Annotated in this window: 17 protein-coding genes; 13 read left to right on the top strand and 4 right to left on the bottom strand. The window is 63.3% G+C overall.

Features of this window, described 5'->3' with window-relative positions; genetic code table 11:
- The first annotated feature begins 79 nt into the window (after nt 1-79).
- The 7 genes from ACY48M_RS03620 to alr all read left to right on the top strand — a co-directional run bounded on the left by ACY48M_RS03620 (nt 80) and on the right by alr (nt 8,090).
- Nucleotides 80-1,003, top strand: a complete 924-nt coding sequence (locus ACY48M_RS03620) for a proteasome assembly chaperone family protein (RefSeq protein ID WP_462818867.1) — start codon at nt 80-82, stop codon at nt 1,001-1,003.
- A gap of 39 nt (nt 1,004-1,042) precedes the next feature.
- Nucleotides 1,043-2,356, top strand: a complete 1,314-nt coding sequence (locus ACY48M_RS03625; RefSeq protein ID WP_462818868.1) for an MFS transporter — start codon at nt 1,043-1,045, stop codon at nt 2,354-2,356.
- A gap of 185 nt (nt 2,357-2,541) precedes the next feature.
- The gene (locus ACY48M_RS03630) at nt 2,542-3,864 is read left to right on the top strand and encodes an RNA polymerase sigma factor (protein WP_462818869.1); all 1,323 of its coding nucleotides are present in this window, start codon (nt 2,542-2,544) and stop codon (nt 3,862-3,864) included.
- Between the two features lie 157 nt (nt 3,865-4,021).
- Complete coding sequence (locus ACY48M_RS03635) at nt 4,022-5,182, top strand: MurT ligase domain-containing protein (RefSeq protein WP_462818870.1); 1,161 nt, start codon at nt 4,022-4,024, stop codon at nt 5,180-5,182.
- Entirely contained in the window at nt 5,179-5,928 is a 750-nt protein-coding gene (locus ACY48M_RS03640) for a type 1 glutamine amidotransferase (RefSeq protein ID WP_462818871.1), read from the top strand. The genes ACY48M_RS03635 and ACY48M_RS03640 overlap by 4 nt, the downstream gene beginning before the upstream one ends.
- Nucleotides 5,929-5,937: 9 nt before the next feature.
- Nucleotides 5,938-7,017, top strand: coding sequence for an alanine racemase (locus ACY48M_RS03645; protein ID WP_462818872.1), 1,080 nt, complete (start codon nt 5,938-5,940; stop codon nt 7,015-7,017).
- Nucleotides 7,014-8,090: an alanine racemase gene (gene alr, locus ACY48M_RS03650; RefSeq protein ID WP_462818873.1), complete on the top strand. Its 1,077-nt coding sequence runs from the start codon at nt 7,014-7,016 to the stop codon at nt 8,088-8,090. Before ACY48M_RS03645 ends, alr begins: the two co-directional genes overlap by 4 nt.
- A gap of 39 nt (nt 8,091-8,129) precedes the next feature.
- Here the strand turns inward: alr and ACY48M_RS03655 are convergent, their stop codons facing one another.
- Complete coding sequence (locus tag ACY48M_RS03655; protein ID WP_462818874.1) at nt 8,130-8,354, bottom strand: DUF7455 domain-containing protein; 225 nt, start codon at nt 8,352-8,354, stop codon at nt 8,130-8,132.
- Between the two features lie 223 nt (nt 8,355-8,577).
- On the opposite strand from ACY48M_RS03655, the gene ACY48M_RS03660 reads away from it, so the two are divergent.
- Nucleotides 8,578-10,665, top strand: coding sequence for a DNA gyrase/topoisomerase IV subunit B (locus tag ACY48M_RS03660; protein WP_462818875.1), 2,088 nt, complete (start codon nt 8,578-8,580; stop codon nt 10,663-10,665).
- Between the two features lie 34 nt (nt 10,666-10,699).
- On the opposite strand, the gene ACY48M_RS03665 is transcribed toward ACY48M_RS03660, so the two are convergent.
- Nucleotides 10,700-13,159 carry a DNA gyrase/topoisomerase IV subunit A gene (locus tag ACY48M_RS03665; RefSeq protein WP_462818876.1) on the bottom strand — a complete coding sequence of 820 codons (2,460 nt, stop codon included), beginning with the start codon at nt 13,157-13,159 and terminating at the stop codon, nt 10,700-10,702.
- Nucleotides 13,160-13,216: 57 nt separating this feature from the next.
- Here ACY48M_RS03665 and ACY48M_RS03670 point away from each other — a divergent pair, with 57 nt between their 5' ends.
- Nucleotides 13,217-14,308 (top strand): alkaline phosphatase family protein, encoded by a 1,092-nt coding sequence (locus ACY48M_RS03670; protein WP_462818877.1) that lies wholly within the window; start codon nt 13,217-13,219, stop codon nt 14,306-14,308.
- Here the strand turns inward: ACY48M_RS03670 and sepH are convergent.
- On the bottom strand, nt 14,305-15,360 hold the full coding sequence (gene sepH, locus ACY48M_RS03675) for a septation protein SepH (protein ID WP_462818878.1): 1,056 nt from the start codon (nt 15,358-15,360) through the stop codon (nt 14,305-14,307). The two genes, ACY48M_RS03670 and sepH, sit on opposite strands and share 4 nt — an antisense overlap.
- 199 nt (nt 15,361-15,559) lie before the next feature.
- Here sepH and ACY48M_RS03680 point away from each other — a divergent pair, with 199 nt between their 5' ends.
- Entirely contained in the window at nt 15,560-15,853 is a 294-nt protein-coding gene (locus ACY48M_RS03680; RefSeq protein WP_462819251.1) for a DUF4193 domain-containing protein, read from the top strand.
- On the opposite strand, the gene ACY48M_RS03685 is transcribed toward ACY48M_RS03680, so the two are convergent.
- Nucleotides 15,828-16,283: a DUF3093 domain-containing protein gene (locus ACY48M_RS03685; protein WP_462818879.1), complete on the bottom strand. Its 456-nt coding sequence runs from the start codon at nt 16,281-16,283 to the stop codon at nt 15,828-15,830. The genes ACY48M_RS03680 and ACY48M_RS03685 overlap by 26 nt on opposite strands.
- A 56-nt stretch (nt 16,284-16,339) precedes the next feature.
- On the opposite strand from ACY48M_RS03685, the gene dut reads away from it, so the two are divergent.
- From dut to ACY48M_RS03700, 3 genes are read left to right on the top strand one after another with little or no spacing between them, the layout of a single operon-like run.
- The gene (gene dut, locus ACY48M_RS03690; RefSeq protein ID WP_462818880.1) at nt 16,340-16,798 is read left to right on the top strand and encodes a dUTP diphosphatase; all 459 of its coding nucleotides are present in this window, start codon (nt 16,340-16,342) and stop codon (nt 16,796-16,798) included.
- Nucleotides 16,795-17,433: a DUF3710 domain-containing protein gene (locus ACY48M_RS03695; RefSeq protein WP_462818881.1), complete on the top strand. Its 639-nt coding sequence runs from the start codon at nt 16,795-16,797 to the stop codon at nt 17,431-17,433. The genes dut and ACY48M_RS03695 overlap by 4 nt, the downstream gene beginning before the upstream one ends.
- Nucleotides 17,430-18,224: a DUF3159 domain-containing protein gene (locus ACY48M_RS03700; protein ID WP_462818882.1), complete on the top strand. Its 795-nt coding sequence runs from the start codon at nt 17,430-17,432 to the stop codon at nt 18,222-18,224. The genes ACY48M_RS03695 and ACY48M_RS03700 overlap by 4 nt, the downstream gene beginning before the upstream one ends.
- Nucleotides 18,225-18,362: the final 138 nt, after the last annotated feature.

The raw sequence follows: 18,362 nt of genomic DNA on the forward strand, positions 1-18,362 counted from the left end.
TATTTGCTGTTCGCTGATGGCGTCGGTGGTCTCGGCGCTCACGGCGGTTGCTCGCGAAGGCCGCGGATAGCATTGTTCTATGAAGTCAGCCGGTGAACTGTATGTGATCGCGGATGGAATGGGCGATGTGCCCTCCGGTCTGCCGCTGGTTGCCGCGCTGACCGGATTCGCTGACGCGGGCGCTGCGGTGTCCCAGTTCACTGAGGCAATCAGAGAAGAACTCGCGGCGACTCGAGTTGCCACCTTCGAGAATGATGAGCTTCTCGACTATCGGGCGCGCCGCCCCATCATTTCGTTCGATCAGGATCATCTCTCTGACTATGTCCCGGCACGGCTTTCGCTTGACCTCCTAAGCGATGAGCTCGGCCGACCATTCCTTCTCTTGTCGGGCTATGAGCCCGACTATCAGTGGGATCGTTTCACACGGGCGGTGCGTGAACTCATCGAACGATTCGAGGTGTCGTCGACGACCTGGGTGCATTCGATCCCGATGCCGGTGCCACACACCCGTTCTATCGGTGTCACTGTGAGTGGAAACCGTGCAGACATCGCGGAGGCGATGTCGGTGTGGCGCCCTCACACGCAGGCTCCTGCGAACGCGCTGCATCTGGTCGAATTCTCCCTTTATGAGTCCGCAATCGACGTGGTCGGTTTTGTGCTGCTGATTCCCCATTACCTCTCGGACACCGAGTATCCGGATGCCGCGGTGAAGGCCCTCGAGTGCATCACCGCTGCGACCGGGCTCATTTTCCCGACCGATCGCCTTCGAGAGGAGGGGAGAGATTTCGTCGCACGCATCGACGCGCAGGTCACCGAGAATGGCGAGCTTGCCAAGCTCGTCGGAGTTCTCGAAGAGCGTCACGACGCCTATATGGAAGGGAATGCGGTGCGGTCGCCTCTCACCGATGAAGCGGGCGCACTCCCAACAGCGGATGAGATCGCAGCCGAGCTCGAAAAGTTCCTCGCAACCCGCAAGGGTGATGACGATCCACACCTGCCCTGACAATCCGTACTCGGCATTCGCCGCAGTTAGGCTCGGAGTGTGAACTCCCGCAGGTCGTGGATCGTGTGGGGCGCCGCCGTAGTGGCATACATCGTCGCCGTCATGCAGCGGTCCTCGCTCGGCGTTGCTGCCGTCGAAGCGACGGACCGTTTCGCGATCTCCGCGTCGGTGCTTTCAACGCTCGCGGTCGTGCAGCTCGTCGTGTACGCCGTGCTGCAGATTCCCGTGGGTGTTGTCCTCGACCGTGTCGGCCCGCGTGCTCTCATCGCCGCCGGTGCCGCACTCATGCTGCTCGGCCAGACTTCAGTGGCATTCGCCGACGAGTACGCGATCGCGGTCGTTGGCAGGGTGCTTGTCGGCGCTGGCGATGCCATGACGTTCATTTCGGTGCTGAGGCTGCTTCCGCAATGGTTCGCCGGTCGCATCCTTCCGCAGGTGTCGCAGTGGACGGGCAACGTTGGTCAACTGGGGCAGCTGCTCTCAGCGATTCCATTCGCATGGTTGCTGCACGATTTCGGGTGGACCTCCGCCTTTGGGGTTGCCGCCGCCGCAGCGCTGTTCTCTCTCCTGATCACCCTGGTACTGGTGAGGGACTCGCCGCGGGGGAGCCCACCAATCTCGAAGGTCGAGAGCTGGGGTCATGCGCTGCGTGAGGCGCGTCACGCACTTCGACGACCAGGAACACAGCTCGGGTTCTGGTCGCACTTCACGACGCAGTCGCCCGGCTCGATGTTTGCCCTGCTGTGGGGCTTTCCGTTCCTCGTGAGCGGACTCGGCTACACGCCGGGCCATGCCGCGGGACTGCTCAGTCTGCTTCTGCTCTCGGGGTTCATTGCGGGCCCCATTCTCGGTATTCTCACTGCCCGGCATCCGATGCGCCGATCGTCGCTTGTTCTTGCGATCGTCGCCGCGACCGCCATCACGTGGGCTGCCGTGCTCGTCAACCCAAACGAGCCAGAACTCTGGCTTGTGTGCCTGCTCATCATCGTGCTCGGGGTGAGTGGTCCCGGTTCGCTGATAGGCTTCGAATTCGCGCGCGCCTTCAACCCGATGCGTAGTCACGGTTCGGCGACGGGGATCGTCAACGTCGGGGGCTTTGTTGCGAGCTTCACGATGATGTTCCTTATTGGGGTGACCCTCGATCTTGTCTCGGATGGCTCGCAGGAGAACCTCTACTCCTGGCCCGCATTCCGCATCGCATTCTCTCTGCAGTTCGTCGTTCTTGCGATCGGTGTGTGGTTCATCCTGCGGACTCGGAAACGCACACGCCGACAGCTTCGTGACGACGAGGGAATTGAAGTTGCCCCCTTGTGGGTTGCAGTCTCTAGGGCACTTCGTCGGCGTCGGCGGTGAACGTAGGCTCCTGCAGTGGGCCGGTGGCGGGGGGCCTCAACAAACCGTGCAATAATTGGAGACTGAGACCCGTTCGATGGTCTGGACTCATTGCAGGGCGCGCAGCCTGAGGTGATCCGGACTTGACATGGGTCTTAGTGCTGCCCGCAGGGAAGGCACACCCCTTCTGACTGAAAGGTAACCACATGGCTACCCGCACCAAGACCACACCCGAGGCTGACGAGAAGACTGCAACGAAGTCTGCTGCCGCCGGTGGGGCAACGAAGCCCGCCGTCGCAACGTCAGCGCCGAAGAAGGCCCCCGCAAAGCGGGCGACGAAGAAGACGGCGCCCGAGTCACCGGATGCCACCGAGCCCGAGGTGAAGGCCCCGAGCAAGTCCGCGACGAAGCCCGCAACGAAGGCCAAGTCACGGGCTGCCGCAAAGGCCGAAGACGCCGAAGTGGGGGAGGTCGACGAGGCAGCTGTCGCCGAGACAGATGTCGACGAGGAGCCCAAGGAGGGCGCAAACGACGAGAAGCTCCCCACCGGCGCGATCGTGCTTTCTGCTGGCGATGACGACGACGAGGTTCCCGTCTACTCCGCCGCAATCACTGGGGCGACGGCGGACCCTGTCAAGGACTATCTGAAGCAGATCGGCAAGGTTGCACTCCTCAACGCTGCCGAAGAGGTTGAGCTTGCGATGCGTATCGAGGCGGGGCTGTTCGCCGAAGACAAACTTGCGAACGAGGGCGACAAGCTTTCGCCTGCTCAGCGTCGCGAATTGCAGTGGGTTGCAAAAGACGGCCAGCGGGCCAAGAGCCACCTGCTCGGTGCGAACCTCAGGCTCGTTGTTTCGCTCGCAAAGCGCTACACCGGTCGCGGCATGCAGTTTCTCGACCTCATCCAGGAGGGGAACCTGGGTCTCATCCGTGCGGTCGAGAAGTTCGACTACACCAAGGGCTTCAAGTTCTCGACGTACGCGACGTGGTGGATCCGACAGGCAATCACCCGTGCGATGGCCGACCAGGCCCGAACCATCCGCATTCCCGTGCACATGGTTGAGGTCATCAACAAGCTCGCACGAGTGCAGCGCCAAATGCTGCAGGATTTGGGCCGGGAGCCAACGCCAGAAGAACTCAGCCGTGAGCTCGATATGACGCCGGAGAAGGTCGTCGAGGTGCAGAAGTATGGGCGTGAGCCGATCTCGTTGCACACGCCACTCGGCGAAGACGGTGACAGCGAATTCGGTGACCTCATCGAGGACACCGAGGCTGTTGTCCCCGCCGATGCCGTCGGATTCACGATGTTGCAGAAGCAACTCGAGAGTCTGCTCGACTCGCTTTCGGAGCGCGAAGCCGGAGTCATCCGCATGCGCTTCGGTCTCGGCGACGGGATGCCGAAGACGCTCGACCAGATCGGCGACACGTTCGGCGTGACGCGTGAGCGCATCCGTCAGATCGAGTCGAAGACGATGGCGAAGCTGCGTCATCCTTCGCGGTCGCAGTCCCTCCGCGACTACCTTGAGTAGGACGCCACCACCGCTCGGAACGCGGCCATCGGCAGCGCGGTATCTCCTGCCGATTGCGATTGGCAAGATCGTCCGCGTTCTCGCGCGTCTGCGCGGTGGGGGCTCGGCGTTCCCGGGATATGTGACGCTCCGTCTCGCTCCGAATTTTCTCGCAGATGTGACGCGGCAGTTCCCGCACGGCAACCTCTTCGTGTTGGGGTCGAATGGCAAGTCGACGACGACACACATGCTCACCTCGATCATGCGTGGTCACGGACTCTCGGTCTTCACTAACCCTTCGGGGGGCAACCTCCCGCAGGGCATCGCTTCGTCGATCCTCGGACAGGTGAGCCTCACCGGCCGGCTTACGTCCGACATCGGGGTCATCGAAGTGGATGAGGCATTCGGCAAGGTCATCGCTGACGCCTTGGACCCGGTAGCCGCCGTCATCCTCAACCTCCAGATCGACCAGATCTATCGTTTCCACGAGCCGGAGCGAGTTGCGGGCATGTTTCGCGACATCGTTGACGGTGTCAGCGGCACTGTGGTGCTCAACCGTGATGACCACTTCCTGACCACGCTCGCCAAGCGTCTTGAGGAGGAGGGTCGTCTCGACCTCGGCTTTTTTGGACTCACGGAGTCGGCGATCGCCTCGGCCCCGCACGGGCAGGTTATCGCTCGCGACTACGAGAACGAGCAGGCGCCTCCATCGGCCGCGCGCGAAGCCTTTGCCGAAGTCACCGGCGTCGCAGGCGCGACGGCCACCATCTCCTTCGATGGAGTGCCACGCCATATCACGCTTGCCGGCAGAGGCCTCCACTATGCAGTCGACGCGGCTGCCGCTATCACGCTCGCGCACCGAGTGCTCGGCGATCAGTTCTCGCTCGATACCGCGATCGAGTCCCTCGAGTCGGCGAAGCCCGTATACGGTCGCGGCGAAGTGGTGCGTCACGATGGGCAGGACCTTGAGATCCTGCTGCTGAAAAATCTCGCGAGCTTTCAGATGAATGTCGACTACCTCGATGGTGCGCCAGACTCCGTCATGATCGCTCTCGACGAGGGCAGCAAAGACCTGTCATGGCTGTATGCCGCGGATGTCTCGAAGTTCTCACACGTCGATATTGTCTCCGGTCCGAAGGCGGCGTTCATGGCACTCAGGCTCGCGTACGCGGGAATCGAGCATGGTGTTCTCGAGACAGACCTGGAGAAGGCGCTCGATCGCATCCTCGCCTCGCCGATTCCGGCTGATGGCAAGCGGACGCTCATCCTCGATTACGACCAGATGATTCACGCGCGCAAGTATCTCGGCCATAGCGACCTCGAGCGGGGTGTCGTGTGACGACGTTGAGAATTGTCGAGCTGTTTCCGGAGCATCTCGCGGTGAACGGCGATATGGGCAATGTCATTGTGCTGCGCGAACGTCTCCGCCTTGCCGGATTCGACGTCGAGCACGTGCTGCACAACCCGGGGGATGAACTTCCCGAGACTGCAGACATCGTGACGATCGGCACGGGTCCTGTCTCCGCGCTGCGTGTGCTGGAGCCGGCGGTCGCCTCAATCGCTGCCCGTCTGCAGAGCTGGCGTGACGACGGTGTGCCGATGCTCGCGGTGACTGCCGGCCTTCAGCTTCTCGGCACGTCCGTGAGACTTCCGGGCGGCCACACTATTGAGGGTGCCGGAGTGTTCGACGTCGAAACGGATGCCACGGCTGATCGAGTGGTTACGAACTGTTTTGTCGTTGACACTCCCGACCACGGCCGTCTCATCGGAATCGAGAATCATGGTTCCCGCACGACCATGGGCCCGTCGGCCGTCGCATTCGGCGTGCCGGTGACGGGTCGCGGCAATGACGCTGGCGCGGGCGAGGGTGTTCATGCGCACAATGCGATCGGCACGCACCTCCAGGGCCCAGTGTTGGCGATGAACCCCACCGTCGCGGACCACCTCCTCTCGGCGGCTGCCACTCGACGGAGTCTCGATTACATACTCGGGTCCGGACACGCGAAGCTCGACGCCCTCGCGCTGGAGTGCCGGCGCATCCTCGCACGCGCCGCGAATGTCACCGTTCGTGGTTCGGCCGGCTGAGCGCTCTTGATGGACGGCGTCGACGTTGACTCTGTTGGCCTTCGTGTCGCACTCGTTGTGCGCGACCGAGTAACTGAGAACTTCGCCATTGTTGCTGCGGCCGCACGACTTCCCGTCTTGGCCGACCTACCTTCAGACGCCTTCGGGCATGGACTTGAGTCGGCAGCATCCACCCTCGTCGCAAGCGGTGCGCGTCAGTTCGGCGTCTCGAGGTTGTCGGATGCCGTGCGTCTGCACGAGGTCTTGTCCGGTGCAGAGATAGTGCTCTGGACTCCAGCGCCGAGCGGTGACCTCCAGCCCGCAGCCGACTTGGGTCTTGCGGTCGGTGTCGCATCGATTGCCGGGTTCGATACTGCCGTCGCCTCCGGAGTGCGCAGACTGTGGTTGTCGATTGGCGATGCGCCGGGCGTCGAGACGCTGAGCCAGGGCGAATTCGAATCGGTGCTGCGGCGCATCGCAGCGCGGCACCGCGACGGTGGCCTTCGAATCTCACTCGCGGTCTCGGGCGAGAGTCCCCAGGCGCTGGCAGCGGCGCTGGCTGCTGCCGCATCGACCGACGTCGCTCTTGAATCCGTCGGTCTCGAATTCGCATCGCACGGGCTCAGCAGCCTCTGCGCGGGGATTCCTGTCGTCGTCAGAGCTGGCGCCGAACTCTTCGGACTCAGCACCTCGCTCGAACTGCCAACCGTCGCAACACGAACTGCGCTGTCGCTTCTTGCGCCGGTCATTGCTGTGAAGCGGGTATCTGCCGGTGTCGGGGTGTCGTACGGCTATACCTATCGCACGACACGCGAGACCACGATCGCGCTCGTGCCCGTCGGGTACGGTGACGGAATCGACCGTTCCGCTGGCAACATCGCCCAGGTCTCGCTCGCTGGCATCCGGTACACCATTGCTGGAAGGGTGGCCATGGATGCCTCGGTGCTCGACATCGGCGAAGCTGACATCAGTATCGGTGACATCGTCGAAGTCATCGGTGACCCGGCCACAGGAGCGCCTGGAGCTCAGGAGTGGGCGTCATGGCTCGGTGTGCCGAGTGCCGCGATCGTCGCCGGCCTCACCGCCAGAGTAGAACGGCGATGGATATGAGCCAGAACGTGACGGAGGCCGTCATCGACCTCACCGCCTTCGGGCGCAACGTCCGTCACCTGATGTCGGTCGTGGCACCGGCCGAGCTCATGGTGGTGTTGAAGGCCAACGCGTATGGCCATGGCCTGGTCGAGATGGCATACGCCGCAGTGGATGCGGGGGCACGACGCCTCGGCGTGCTGGATGTCGACTCCGCGCTCCGCCTCCGACGATCGGGGATCTCCGACGACGTGCTCGTGATGGCGTGGCAGTACCCATCAACTCAGGACTTCGCCCAGGCCGTGGCAGAACGCGTCGATCTTGGTGTGTCGCAGCGCTCCGAACTGGGTGCGATCGTGGGGGCAGCCGCAGAGGTCCAAGCTGCGATCCACCTCAAAATCGACACCGGGCTCAATCGGAATGGGGCGACCGCTGCAGAGTGGCCGAAGCTCGTCACCGAGGCGAAGCGGGCGCGTGATCTGGGGAAGGTCCGGATCGCCGGCATCTGGTCGCACATCGCTGAAGCTTCGGAGGAAGAGGACACCCTCGCGAGAGAACGCTTTGAGCAGGCCATCACGGTCGCCGGTGACCTCGGTGTCGAATTCCCGATCCGACATCTCGCCGCGAGTTCGGCGGGCTTGCGACGTTACGACGTGCGATTCGACATGGTGAGGATGGGCGGCCATTGCTGGGGCATCCCGTCGTTCGACGGGGTCACACCTGCAGACATCGGCGTGGTTCCCGTCATGACCCTCCGCTCCGAAGTGAGCGGTGTTCGAGTCGAAGGGCGCGAGACGCGCGCGATCGTACCCCTCGGGTTCGCCGACGGCATCCCATACCGAGCTGCCGGTCGGGTTGCGGTGGCGATCGGGGGAGTTCGCGCGCGGGTGCTGCGCGTGTTCCTCGACTCGATGGAGGTCGATGCGGTGTCGACTGCGCACCCCGGAGCGTCTGTCGTCCTTTTCGGACCCGGCGCTGAAGGAGAGCAGACGGTGCGCGAGTGGGGCGATCTAACCGGCACGCTCGGCGACGAGATCACGACCAGGATCAGTGTCGCGATCCCGCGCCGCTACGTCGTGTCCGCGGCGCAGTAGCGCGGCGGCGCTCCGGCTGCCGAAGCTGCTGAGGCGGAGTTACGCCTTCGCGTCCTCAAGGAGTCTTGCGGACTCGTCGAGCCATTCGGTCGCAACCGCTTCGAGCTTCTCCTGATGGCGACGCCCGTGGTGCGCGCAGAACAACAGCTCACTGCCGCCGATCGCGACGCGAATGTAGGCCTGGGCCCCGCAGCTGTCGCACCGGTCTGCGCCGGTGAGTTGGTAGGAGTCGCGCTCGGTCGTCTCGGGTGAGATCTGAGACATGGGTTCCTCCTCCGTAGGTCGAACCGGCGCTCGGTGAGCGCCGTACGTCAATACAAGCATGCCGCGCCTGAATCTCCGGTATCAGTCGCAAGTATTTCGCTCACCGCGTACCACCCAGTGCAGGGGGGTGTCGGTTTCTCGTCTGTGTCGCATCGCTCAGTAGGCTTGCCCGAGATGCTCGGACTCAGTCCGGGCATCAGCGTTTTCAATGAAGGAGTCACCCGTGTCGAGTTCCGACTACTCTGCTCGCCACCTCTCGGTGCTCGAGGGGCTGGAAGCCGTGCGCAAGCGGCCAGGAATGTACATCGGGTCGACGGATTCCCGCGGTCTCATGCATTGCCTCTGGGAGATCATCGACAACTCGGTCGATGAAGCCCTCGGCGGTCACGGCGACTCCATCGGAATCGTGCTTCATGCTGACGGGAGTGTCGAAGTCCGAGATCGTGCGCGCGGCATCCCGGTCGACATCGAGCCAAAGACCGGGCTCTCCGGAGTCGAGGTGGTGTTCACCAAGCTCCACGCTGGCGGCAAGTTCGGCAGCGGATCGTATGCATCGTCCGGTGGCCTGCACGGCGTCGGTGCCTCGGTCGTCAACGCCCTGTCAGAACGCCTCGACGTCGAGGTCGATCGCAATGGCAAGACCTGGGCGATGTCGTTCCACCGTGGCGAGCCTGGAATCTTTGCCGACTCCGATCCCCGAGACCCACGGCCGGATGCACCGTTCACTCCGTTCGAGAAGCGCAGCGAACTCCGCGTCATCGGCAAGACGGCGAAGGGCGTCACCGGCACTCGCGTGCGGTACTGGGCAGATCCCCAGATCTTCACGAAGGGCGCGACCTTCCAGACCGACGAGCTCATGTCCCGGGCTCGCCAGACCGCCTTCCTTGTCGGTGGGCTGACGCTCGACGTCGCTGACCATCGTGGCGAAGAGCCGACGGCGGAGACGTTTCGCTTTGACGGTGGAATCTCTGAGTTCGTTGACTACATGGCACCCGACACCGCACTCACGAGCACGTGGCGAATGCACGGCTCCGGAACCTTCAAAGAAACGGTGCCGGTGCTCGATGATCGCGGGCACATGGTCGCGACGGAGCTGGAGCGTCAGTGCGAGGTCGACATCGCTCTGCGCTGGGGCACCGGCTACGACACGGAGTTCAAAAGCTTCGTCAACATCATCGCGACCCCGAAGGGCGGAACGCATCAAACCGGGTTTGAGCAGGGAATGATGAAGTTCCTGCGGTCCCAGGTCGAGCAGAATGCACGCCGGCTCAAGGTTGGCAACGACAAGCTCGAGAAGGATGACATCCTCGCCGGGCTGACCGCGGTGCTCACCGTGCGGCTTCCGGAGCCACAGTTCGAGGGGCAGACGAAGGAAATCCTCGGCACGCCCGCCGTTCGCGCGATCGTTGCAAGCGTCATCGCGAAACAGATGACAGAACGCTTCAGCTCGTCGAAGCGGGACGATAAGGCCCAGAGTGCCCTCGTGCTCGAAAAGATCGTGGCAGAGATGAAATCTCGGGTCTCTGCACGCGCGCACAAGGAGACCCAGCGTCGCAAGAACGCTCTCGAGAATTCGACACTCCCCGCAAAGCTGGTTGACTGCCGCAGCAGCGACGTCGGCAATAGCGAGCTATTCATCGTCGAGGGTGACTCTGCGCTCGGGACGGCGAAGCTCGCTCGCGACAGCGAGTATCAGGCGCTCCTGCCCATCCGAGGCAAGATTCTCAACGTGCAGAAGGCCTCGGTTTCCGACATGCTCTCGAACGCGGAGTGCGCCTCAATCATCCAGGTCATCGGTGCCGGCTCGGGGCGAAGCTTCGATCTCTCAACGGCCCGATACGGCAAGGTCATCATCATGAGCGATGCGGATGTCGATGGCGCGCACATTCGCACGCTCCTCCTCACGCTGTTCTTTCGCTATATGCCGGACGTGATCCGCGACGGGCGTGTTTACGCGGCCGTCCCGCCGCTGCACCGGGTAGTCATCATGAACCCGGGCGCAAAGCCGAACGAGACGGTCTACACCTACTCCGAAGCCGAGCTCACAGGCGTGCTCGCGCAACTCAAGAAGTCCGGGCGCCGCTATCAGGACCCGATTCAGCGGTACAAGGGGCTCGGGGAGATGGATGCCGACCAGCTTGCGACGACCACGATGGATCGATTGCATCGCACCCTTCGACGGGTCAACATCTCGGATGCAGTCGCCGCCGAGCGGGTGTTTGAACTGCTCATGGGGAATGACGTCGCGCCACGCAAGGAGTTCATCATCGAGGGGTCGAATGCTCTGAGCCGCGAGCGTATCGACGTCTGACCCGTTCTGAGTGGTGGCGAATCCGGGCAGAGGTTCAGAGCCCGAGCGCTCGCCCAATGCTGCCGACGACATTCTCAAGCGGCGTGCCTGACGCATCGCGCTTCGCGCCAGCGTCTGGCAGCGTGCGAGCGGAACCATCCGGCCCGACCGCAAACGCCGGTGCTGGCCCGGCCCACGCCACCGTCAGCATGTCCTCTCCCTTCAGGAGGGAGTGGGCGCGAACCCCGCCAGTGCCGCGGCCCTTTGCCGGAAACTCCGAGAGAGCCGACACTTTTGCGCGACCGGCGTCTGTGCCCGGAATTGTCGCGCTCGACCCGGAAAGTGTCGCGACGATCGCGGCCGACGCGTCATCGATCACGCTGAAGGCCAGCACCGATGCGTTGGCACCGAGTCGGATGCCGCTCATGCCGCCGGCCGGCCTGCCCTGCGGGCGCACCGCATCCGCACCGAACCGCAGAAGTTGCGCATCGCTGGTGACGAAGACGAGCTCTGCCGTGTCGCTCGCAGGAGCAGCGGCCACGACCGTGTCGCCTGGCTTGAGCGAGATGATCTCGAAGTCCGGCCTATTCGGCAGATCGCCCGGTATGACCCGTTTCACAATGCCCTGCCGCGTACCCAATGCGAGGGGAGTGGTATCGGAGAGCGAGACAAGGGTGAGGACTCGTTCGCGCTTCGTGTCGAGACCCATGTATTCCGAGATCTTGCGGCCCGCCGAAAGCTGCACCGAGTTCTCGGGGACGACAGGGAGGTCGACGGGGGAGAGACGGATGATGCGTCCAAGGTTCGTGACCGCCCCGATCTCGCTCCGGCTCGTCGTGGTGACCTCGGCGAGTACGGCGTCGTGCTTGGAGCGCCGGGCGGGACGTGCGAGAGGTTGGACTCCCTCAGGTGAGTCCACGCGCACGATGCGCCCGGTCGTAGAGAGAATCACTCGGCACGGCACGTCGGCAAGCTCAAGTACCGGCGCAACCTTTGAGCGACCCGCCGTGGCAACGCTCGCACGCGCTTCGGTGAGGAGGGTGCGTCGCGGTGTGCCGAAGCGTTCGGCGACGTCGTCGAGTTCGCGGCTCACGAGGTCACGGAGCAGTGTGGGGCTTGCGAGCAGGCGTTCGAGGTCGGCGATCTCCGCCATGAGTTGATCACGTTCGGCTTCGAGCTCGATGCGTGAGAACTTGGTGAGGCGGCGAAGCCGCAGCTCGAGGATGTACTCGGCCTGCACTTCGCTGAGGTCGAAGACCTCGCGAAGGCGGGTGCGCGCCTGTTCGGAATCATCCGAGGTGCGGATGACCTGGATAACCTCATCGATGTCGAGAATCGCGATGAGCAGGCCCTCGACAAGGTGCAGCCGCTCGCGGCGTCGGTCGAGTCGGTACCGACTGCGACGCGTCGTGACGGAAAGTCGGTGATCGAGGTAGACGCGGAGGAGCTCCCGGAGTCCGAGCGTGCGGGGTCCGCCGTCAACGAGCGCAACGTTATTGATGTTGAACTGGTCTTCGAGCGGTGTGTGCTTGTAGAGCTGCTCGAGCACCGCCTCGGGGTTAAACCCCGTCTTGATGCCGATCACAAGTCGAAGTCCACGTTTGCGGTCGGTGAGGTCTGCGACATCCGAGATGCCACTGAGCTTCTTTGAGCTCACGCCGTCTTTGATCTTCTCGATGATCTTTTCGGTGCCGACCATGTATGGCAACTCGGTGACGACGAGGCCGGTCTTGCGCGCGGTGATGGACTCGATCGAAACCCGGGCCCGCGTCTTGAAGCTGCCTCGACCAATCTCGTACGCATCCCGGATGCCGGCGAGACCGACGATCGTGCCACCACTTGGCAGGTCGGGACCGGGGACAAATGCCATGAGGTCATCGAGCGTCGCATCCGGATTTTCGAGCAGGTGTCGCGCAGCGCCGACCACCTCAACGAGGTTGTGAGGTGCCATATTGGTCGCCATGCCGACCGCGATGCCGGTCGCACCGTTGACGAGCAGGTTTGGGAACGCCGATGGCAACACCTCGGGCTGCATGAGCTGGTTGTCGTAGTTCGGCACGAAATCGACGACGTCCTCGTCAAGATCCGCCGTCAGCGCCAACGCCGCAGCGGTGAGCCGGGCCTCCGTGTAGCGCGGCGCTGCTGGCCCGTCATCGAGCGATCCAAAGTTCCCGTGCCCGTCAATGAGCGGTACGCGCATGATGAATGACTGGTTCAGTCGCACCATCGCGTCGTAGATCGACGCGTCACCGTGGGGATGGAGCTTGCCCATGACGTCGCCGACGACCCGCGCTGACTTGACGTGTCCGCGATCTGGTCGAAGCCCCATCTCTGTCATCTGAAAGAGAATGCGCCGCTGTACAGGCTTGAGACCGTCACGCGCGTCTGGGAGGGCGCGCGAATAGATCACGGAGTACGCGTACTCGAGAAAAGAGCCTTCCATCTCGGTCGCGAGATCGACGTCGTCGATCCGTTCCTGGGGCTCGTCTGCGGTGCGATTGGCGGGAGTAGTCATAAGATTGACGCCATGTTACCGGCGCCGTTCTCGCAACGGTTGAGCCTCGCCGATGTCATGCCGAGTTTGCTTTCGTCAGTGCTGGGGGAGCCGAACAGTCTCGCTCTCCCGCGTGTCAAGCGGGCCATTGTGGTGCTCGTCGATGGCCTCGGAGCCCACATGCTGAAGGCGCGTGTTGGCCACGCGCGCACGCTTGCCTCTGCGACATCGTCGGTGCTTGCATCTGGGTTCCCTACGACGACGGCCGCTGCGCTGACGACGCTGTCGACGGGAACCCTTCCTGGGATCCACGGCATGGTTGGCTACACCTCCCTCGACCCGGCGACCGGCAGCGTTGTCAACCTCCTCAGCGGGTGGGACGACATCGACACCGCGGCGACCTGGCAGCGATCGGAAACGATATTCGAGCGTGCCGCCAATATGGGTATTCCATCGTTCGCGGTGGGCGCCGCGAGGTATGAAACATCGGGATTCACAAGCGCGGTGCTCAGCGGTGCCGAGTACCTGGTCGCAAGCGATCTTCGGGATCGGCTGGAATCCGCTCGCACTCATCTTTCGGCCGTCGGCGAGGGAATCGCCTACGTCTACGTGCCCGAACTCGACCAGATCGCCCATCGGCATGGCTGGTCTTCTGATCGGTGGATCACAGCGCTTGAGGATCTCGATGCTGCGCTGAGGGCGTTCACGTCATCGGGTCCTGCTGGCGAGGGTCTGCTGTTGACGGCAGATCACGGGATGGTGGATGTCCAACAACACCAGCACATCCACTACGACACGGCCGAGGGATTGCTCGAGGGTGTGACGGCGGTCGCCGGTGAACCTCGATGCCTCCAGGTGCATTTGGATCCCGGTCTTTCGAGTGCGGGCCATGCGGCAGCGCTGGAGCGGTGGCGCACCGCCGAGGGTGGTCGCTCGTGGGTTGTGTCCCGTGCGGAAGCAGTCGCTGCGGGATGGTTCGGCGAGACGGTCGACTCGGTCGTGTTGCCGCGCATTGGCGACATCCTGATTGCGGCTCGGAAGGCCGTCGCCTACTACGACTCACGGTCCGCGTCGGCCTCCGCACTCGCCATGGTCGGCCAGCATGGCTCGCTCACTCCGGAGGAGTCACGCGTGCCCCTTCTCCGCTTTGGTGCGTTCGCCGAGAACTAATCGTCGTCGGACTTGGCGCCGAACACGATGTCGTCCCAGCTCGGCATTGATGCGCGCCCCTTTTTTGCCGGCTTCGACGAAATCGACTGCATGGGAACAGTGCGGTCGGGAGGTGTGCGGTCGTGCACCGCGGGCGTCTCGTCGTCGTCGAAGTCGTCAAGGGGAATGTCGATGACACGGACGCTGCCCGTCGCGGGATGGGCAGCGCGAGGGCCCTCATCTTCGAGAGGTGCTGACTCGCGCACACCGCGGCGGCGACGAAGCGCTTCGAGAAGGTCGGCCGTGTGGCCGCTCTCGGCGGCACCCTCAGAAGCATCGCGATTGATCGCCTCGGGCGACACCGCCTGGGGGCCGCGAGTAAACGGGATGGCCGCAGCGTATGGCGCGGTGTCGCGTGAGAGTTGGTCGTCTGAGAACGCTCCGCTATCGAAGCGGGTGGTGTCGGGTGCGCGTTCGTCTCCTGGCACCGCGCGCAGCCTGGGAATGAGCGAGCCGGTGATTTCGCCCTGCTGGCTCAATCGGGTTGCGTCTCCGTTGATTGGCGCAAGGGTTGCTCGTTTGGGGTCGAACTGCCAGCGCGCGTCGTGTTCCACATCGTCAGCAGCGAACTCGAGCTTGACGATCCAGCCGGTTTCAACATCCTTCCAGCTCGCCCACGTCACATCCCGTGCGTCGATCTCGAGTAGACGCTCTGCCATGACGGTGCCGAAGGTGGCCCCGTTGAGCGGATCGGAGTCGGTCGCGGTGTTCACGGGCACGGCAAGCGCGGCGCTGACGATGAACTGCCGCTCCGCAAGGACGGGACCCTCAAACTTCCCGATGTAGTCGATCGAAGCACCCGTGAGATCGGCGACGTCCTGTGCAGACAGGCCGGCTCGAATGTGAGCCTGCACTTCCCGTGGGGCAACTCGGCGTTCCCCGTGCCCCACGGGCGACCGTCGCCGCAGCAGCGACTGCGTTTCTTCGTCGATGGGAATGCGGTACCGGGTGCCATCATCCGCACTCGCGAGGAGTGCGCCATTCTCCACTCCGTTGACTCTCAGGTCTTGCATGCTGATCGCCTTTCAGGCCGTCACGGTTCGGCTCTAGATTCTCACGGGATCGCTCAAATCGCGGGAATACGCAGGGCGTGCCGCGAGTTGTCCACCCCGTGAACTCGGGCCTCCTGCCCGCGTTTGCTATTCACATTCGAATGAGGCAAACTGTCGCCGCCGATCGAGAACGATCGGCACGTACCAAGACTGGATGGGCATGGCAACCGACTACGACGCACCTCGTAAGACCGACGATGACTCCGAGAGCATCGAGGCCCTCAAGGAGCGTGTCCCAGACAAGATGTCCGGTGTCGTCGACTCCGATGATGCCGACAACCCCGGTGGCTTCGAGCTTCCCGGCGCTGATCTTTCCGACATGGATCTCGACGTCGTGGTCCTGCCACCGCAGGCCGACGAGTTCACGTGCGTCAGTTGCTTCCTCGTGAAGCACCGCTCGCAGATCGACCACCAGGAGAAGCTCGGGTCTATTTGCCTCGAGTGTGCAGCCTAACCTTCTCGATCGCGGCGACCAGGCCCTCTGGGTCTCTACTCGCAATGAGCCAGTAGGGCGTCGGATCGGCGTTGTCTTCAACCTCGACCTTCACGGCTGAGGACACTCCACCGCGGATGACGAGCCAGGCCCTGGCATCAAGTCGGATTCCGCGTTCGGCTGTCGCCTCGACGCCCCGGAAGGCGTGGGCTTCGCCAATCGCCTCGACGGGCAGTGTGGCTGGGCCAGCCTTGATTCCGCTGGAGTCGACGGTGATCGTTGGGGATCTCAACACGAGCACGCCTGCGAGCCCGATGTAGAGAACGATGGCGACGATAACCCCGACGGATGCTTCAACCGGGAGGAACACGAGCATCGTCGCGGGAATGATCAAGAGCAGTGCCACCAGAAGTCCGGGTGCGGGCCAGAGGCGTTCTCGGTACGTCGTCATGTGCTCTATTCGATCAGACTTTCTGCTCCGTAGTCGCACTGCACTACCCTCGTCTCGTGACTCATTCCATCGATGTCCCAATCGTCGGCGGCTACCTCCCGGCGTATGCCCACCCTGGCGACGCTGGCGCTGACCTCCGTTCATCCGAATCCGTCACCATTGGCCCGGGTGAGCGAGCCACTGTCGGCACCGGCGTGGCGGTAGCACTTCCAGGCGGACACGTGGGGTTTGTCGTGCCACGGAGCGGCCTGGCGGCACGTCACGGAATTACGATCGTGAACAGCCCTGGCACGGTCGATGCCGGTTATCGTGGAGAGCTTCGAGTGACACTGCTCAACACAGATCGTCAAGCGTCGTTCGCTGTAGAAGTGGGTGACCGCATCGCACAACTGGTGGTTGTGCCCATCGTTTCGGCGAAGTTCGTACCAGTCGAGCAGCATGACGAGACAGAACGCGGCGCCCAAGGCTTCGGCTCGACCGGCATCCGCGCAACGAAAGAAGGAGTCACGGAGTGACCGACACCAGTTCAGAGACAGACGATGGGCTCGTGCAGTCCAAGTCTGCGCCTGCTGACCGCGCAACGAATGGCCCGTTCGACGAGAGTGAAGCCAATGCGGTTCGACCGTATGTCGATCTCGGCGGCGTGAAGATTCTTCCGAGGGAGGGCTTGCAGTTGCGGCTTGAGATCGAAGAGGGCAGCAAGCGCGTTGTCGCCATCGGGCTCGACTACGCCGGGTCGAGCCTTCAAGTGCAGCCATTTGCCGCTCCCCGCTCAGCAGGGCTTTGGCATGAGATCCGGCAGCAGATCGCCGAGCAGATTGGCAAGCAAGGGGGAACGACCAAGCTCACTACCGGAACGTTCGGCCCCGAGCTCCTTGCCGAGATCCCCGCGACCGCGTCTGGGCAGCCTGGCTCGAAGCGGCTCGCCCGCTTTATTGGCGTCGATGGCCCCCGTTGGTTTCTCCGCGGCGTGATCGCGGGGGAGGGACTCGTCGATCAGGATGCCGCGGCGAAGATCGAAGATCTCTTCAGGAGCATCGTCGTGGTCAGAGGCTCCACCCCAATGCCGCCGCGCGACCTCATCCCGCTCCAGATGCCACGTCAGGGCGCAACGAATGCGCCGGTGCTGCCCGCAACTCCAAGCTCGTGACGATCGACCGCGAACCGGAGCCAGCGGCCGAGGCACGGGGGTCCGCGACACCTGAAGCCGATGGTGACGCCGCGTCGCTGAGCACTCGAGAAGAGCTGCGAATCGCACTCGGTGCGGCCGCCAGGAATGCCGGCTTTGCCACGGTCGCACCTGGTGAGGTTCCCACCGCGTCGTCACTCCTCCGCGCCGTTGGTGGGATCAGGGGGCTCGTCGAGTCGATTCTCCCCGGCCTCGGGTTCCTCATTGTGTACACGATCACGCAAGATGTCGTGCCATCGGTGCTCGCGCCGCTCGGGGTCGCTCTCGCGTTCGTCGCAGCGCGCGCGCTGAGCCGGTCGATGATCACTCCAGCGCTCGCGGGTCTCGTTGGCATCGGTGTCTCGGCGGCACTCGCACTGCTGACCGGTCGCGCAGAGGACAACTTTGTGCCAGGACTGATCATTAATGCGATCTCGGTCGTCGTGCTCCTCGTGTCTCTCGCGATTCGTTGGCCCATCGTCGGAGTCATCGTCGGCCTCTTGACGAATGAACTCAGCGAATGGCGTGATGATCGTACAAAGCGGCGCGTTCTCACCGTGGCAACGTGGCTTTGGGTCGGCCTCTTTTCGGGCAGGCTGCTCGTCCAGGCGCCGCTGTACTTCGCGGAGCAGACGGAAGCCCTTGCGGCGACGAAGCTCGTCATGGGGGTTCCCCTCTATGCGGCGATGTTGTGGGTGACCTGGCTCCTGGTCAGGGCGGTCTACGGCAACGCCAGGCCGGTCGATGAGCGCGTGTCGAGTGACCCAGCGTGATATATTTATCTTGACATCAAGATAAATATCCGTAGACATTTCTCGTTCGCTTGGCATCACCGACTTAGGCTTACCTTGCTGGTGACGATCACCGATCACGGCGAGGATTGCCTACGAAAATGCGGCGTGTTCTGCGCG

The sequence above is a fragment of the Homoserinimonas flava genome, from assembly GCF_054969005.1.

What these genes read in the sequence shown, in the direction of transcription:
- ACY48M_RS03680 (WP_462819251.1), top strand. Translation starts at nt 15,560, where the DNA reads ATGGCAACCGACTACGACGCACCTCGTAAGACCGACGATGACTCCGAG.
- ACY48M_RS03630 (WP_462818869.1), top strand. Translation starts at nt 2,542, where the DNA reads ATGGCTACCCGCACCAAGACCACACCCGAGGCTGACGAGAAGACTGCA.
- ACY48M_RS03655 (WP_462818874.1), bottom strand. Translation starts at nt 8,354, where the DNA reads ATGTCTCAGATCTCACCCGAGACGACCGAGCGCGACTCCTACCAACTC.
- ACY48M_RS03665 (WP_462818876.1), bottom strand. Translation starts at nt 13,159, where the DNA reads ATGACTACTCCCGCCAATCGCACCGCAGACGAGCCCCAGGAACGGATC.
- ACY48M_RS03670 (WP_462818877.1), top strand. Translation starts at nt 13,217, where the DNA reads ATGCCGAGTTTGCTTTCGTCAGTGCTGGGGGAGCCGAACAGTCTCGCT.
- ACY48M_RS03620 (WP_462818867.1), top strand. Translation starts at nt 80, where the DNA reads ATGAAGTCAGCCGGTGAACTGTATGTGATCGCGGATGGAATGGGCGAT.
- alr (WP_462818873.1), top strand. Translation starts at nt 7,014, where the DNA reads ATGAGCCAGAACGTGACGGAGGCCGTCATCGACCTCACCGCCTTCGGG.
- sepH (WP_462818878.1), bottom strand. Translation starts at nt 15,360, where the DNA reads ATGCAAGACCTGAGAGTCAACGGAGTGGAGAATGGCGCACTCCTCGCG.
- ACY48M_RS03645 (WP_462818872.1), top strand. Translation starts at nt 5,938, where the DNA reads ATGGACGGCGTCGACGTTGACTCTGTTGGCCTTCGTGTCGCACTCGTT.
- ACY48M_RS03685 (WP_462818879.1), bottom strand. Translation starts at nt 16,283, where the DNA reads ATGACGACGTACCGAGAACGCCTCTGGCCCGCACCCGGACTTCTGGTG.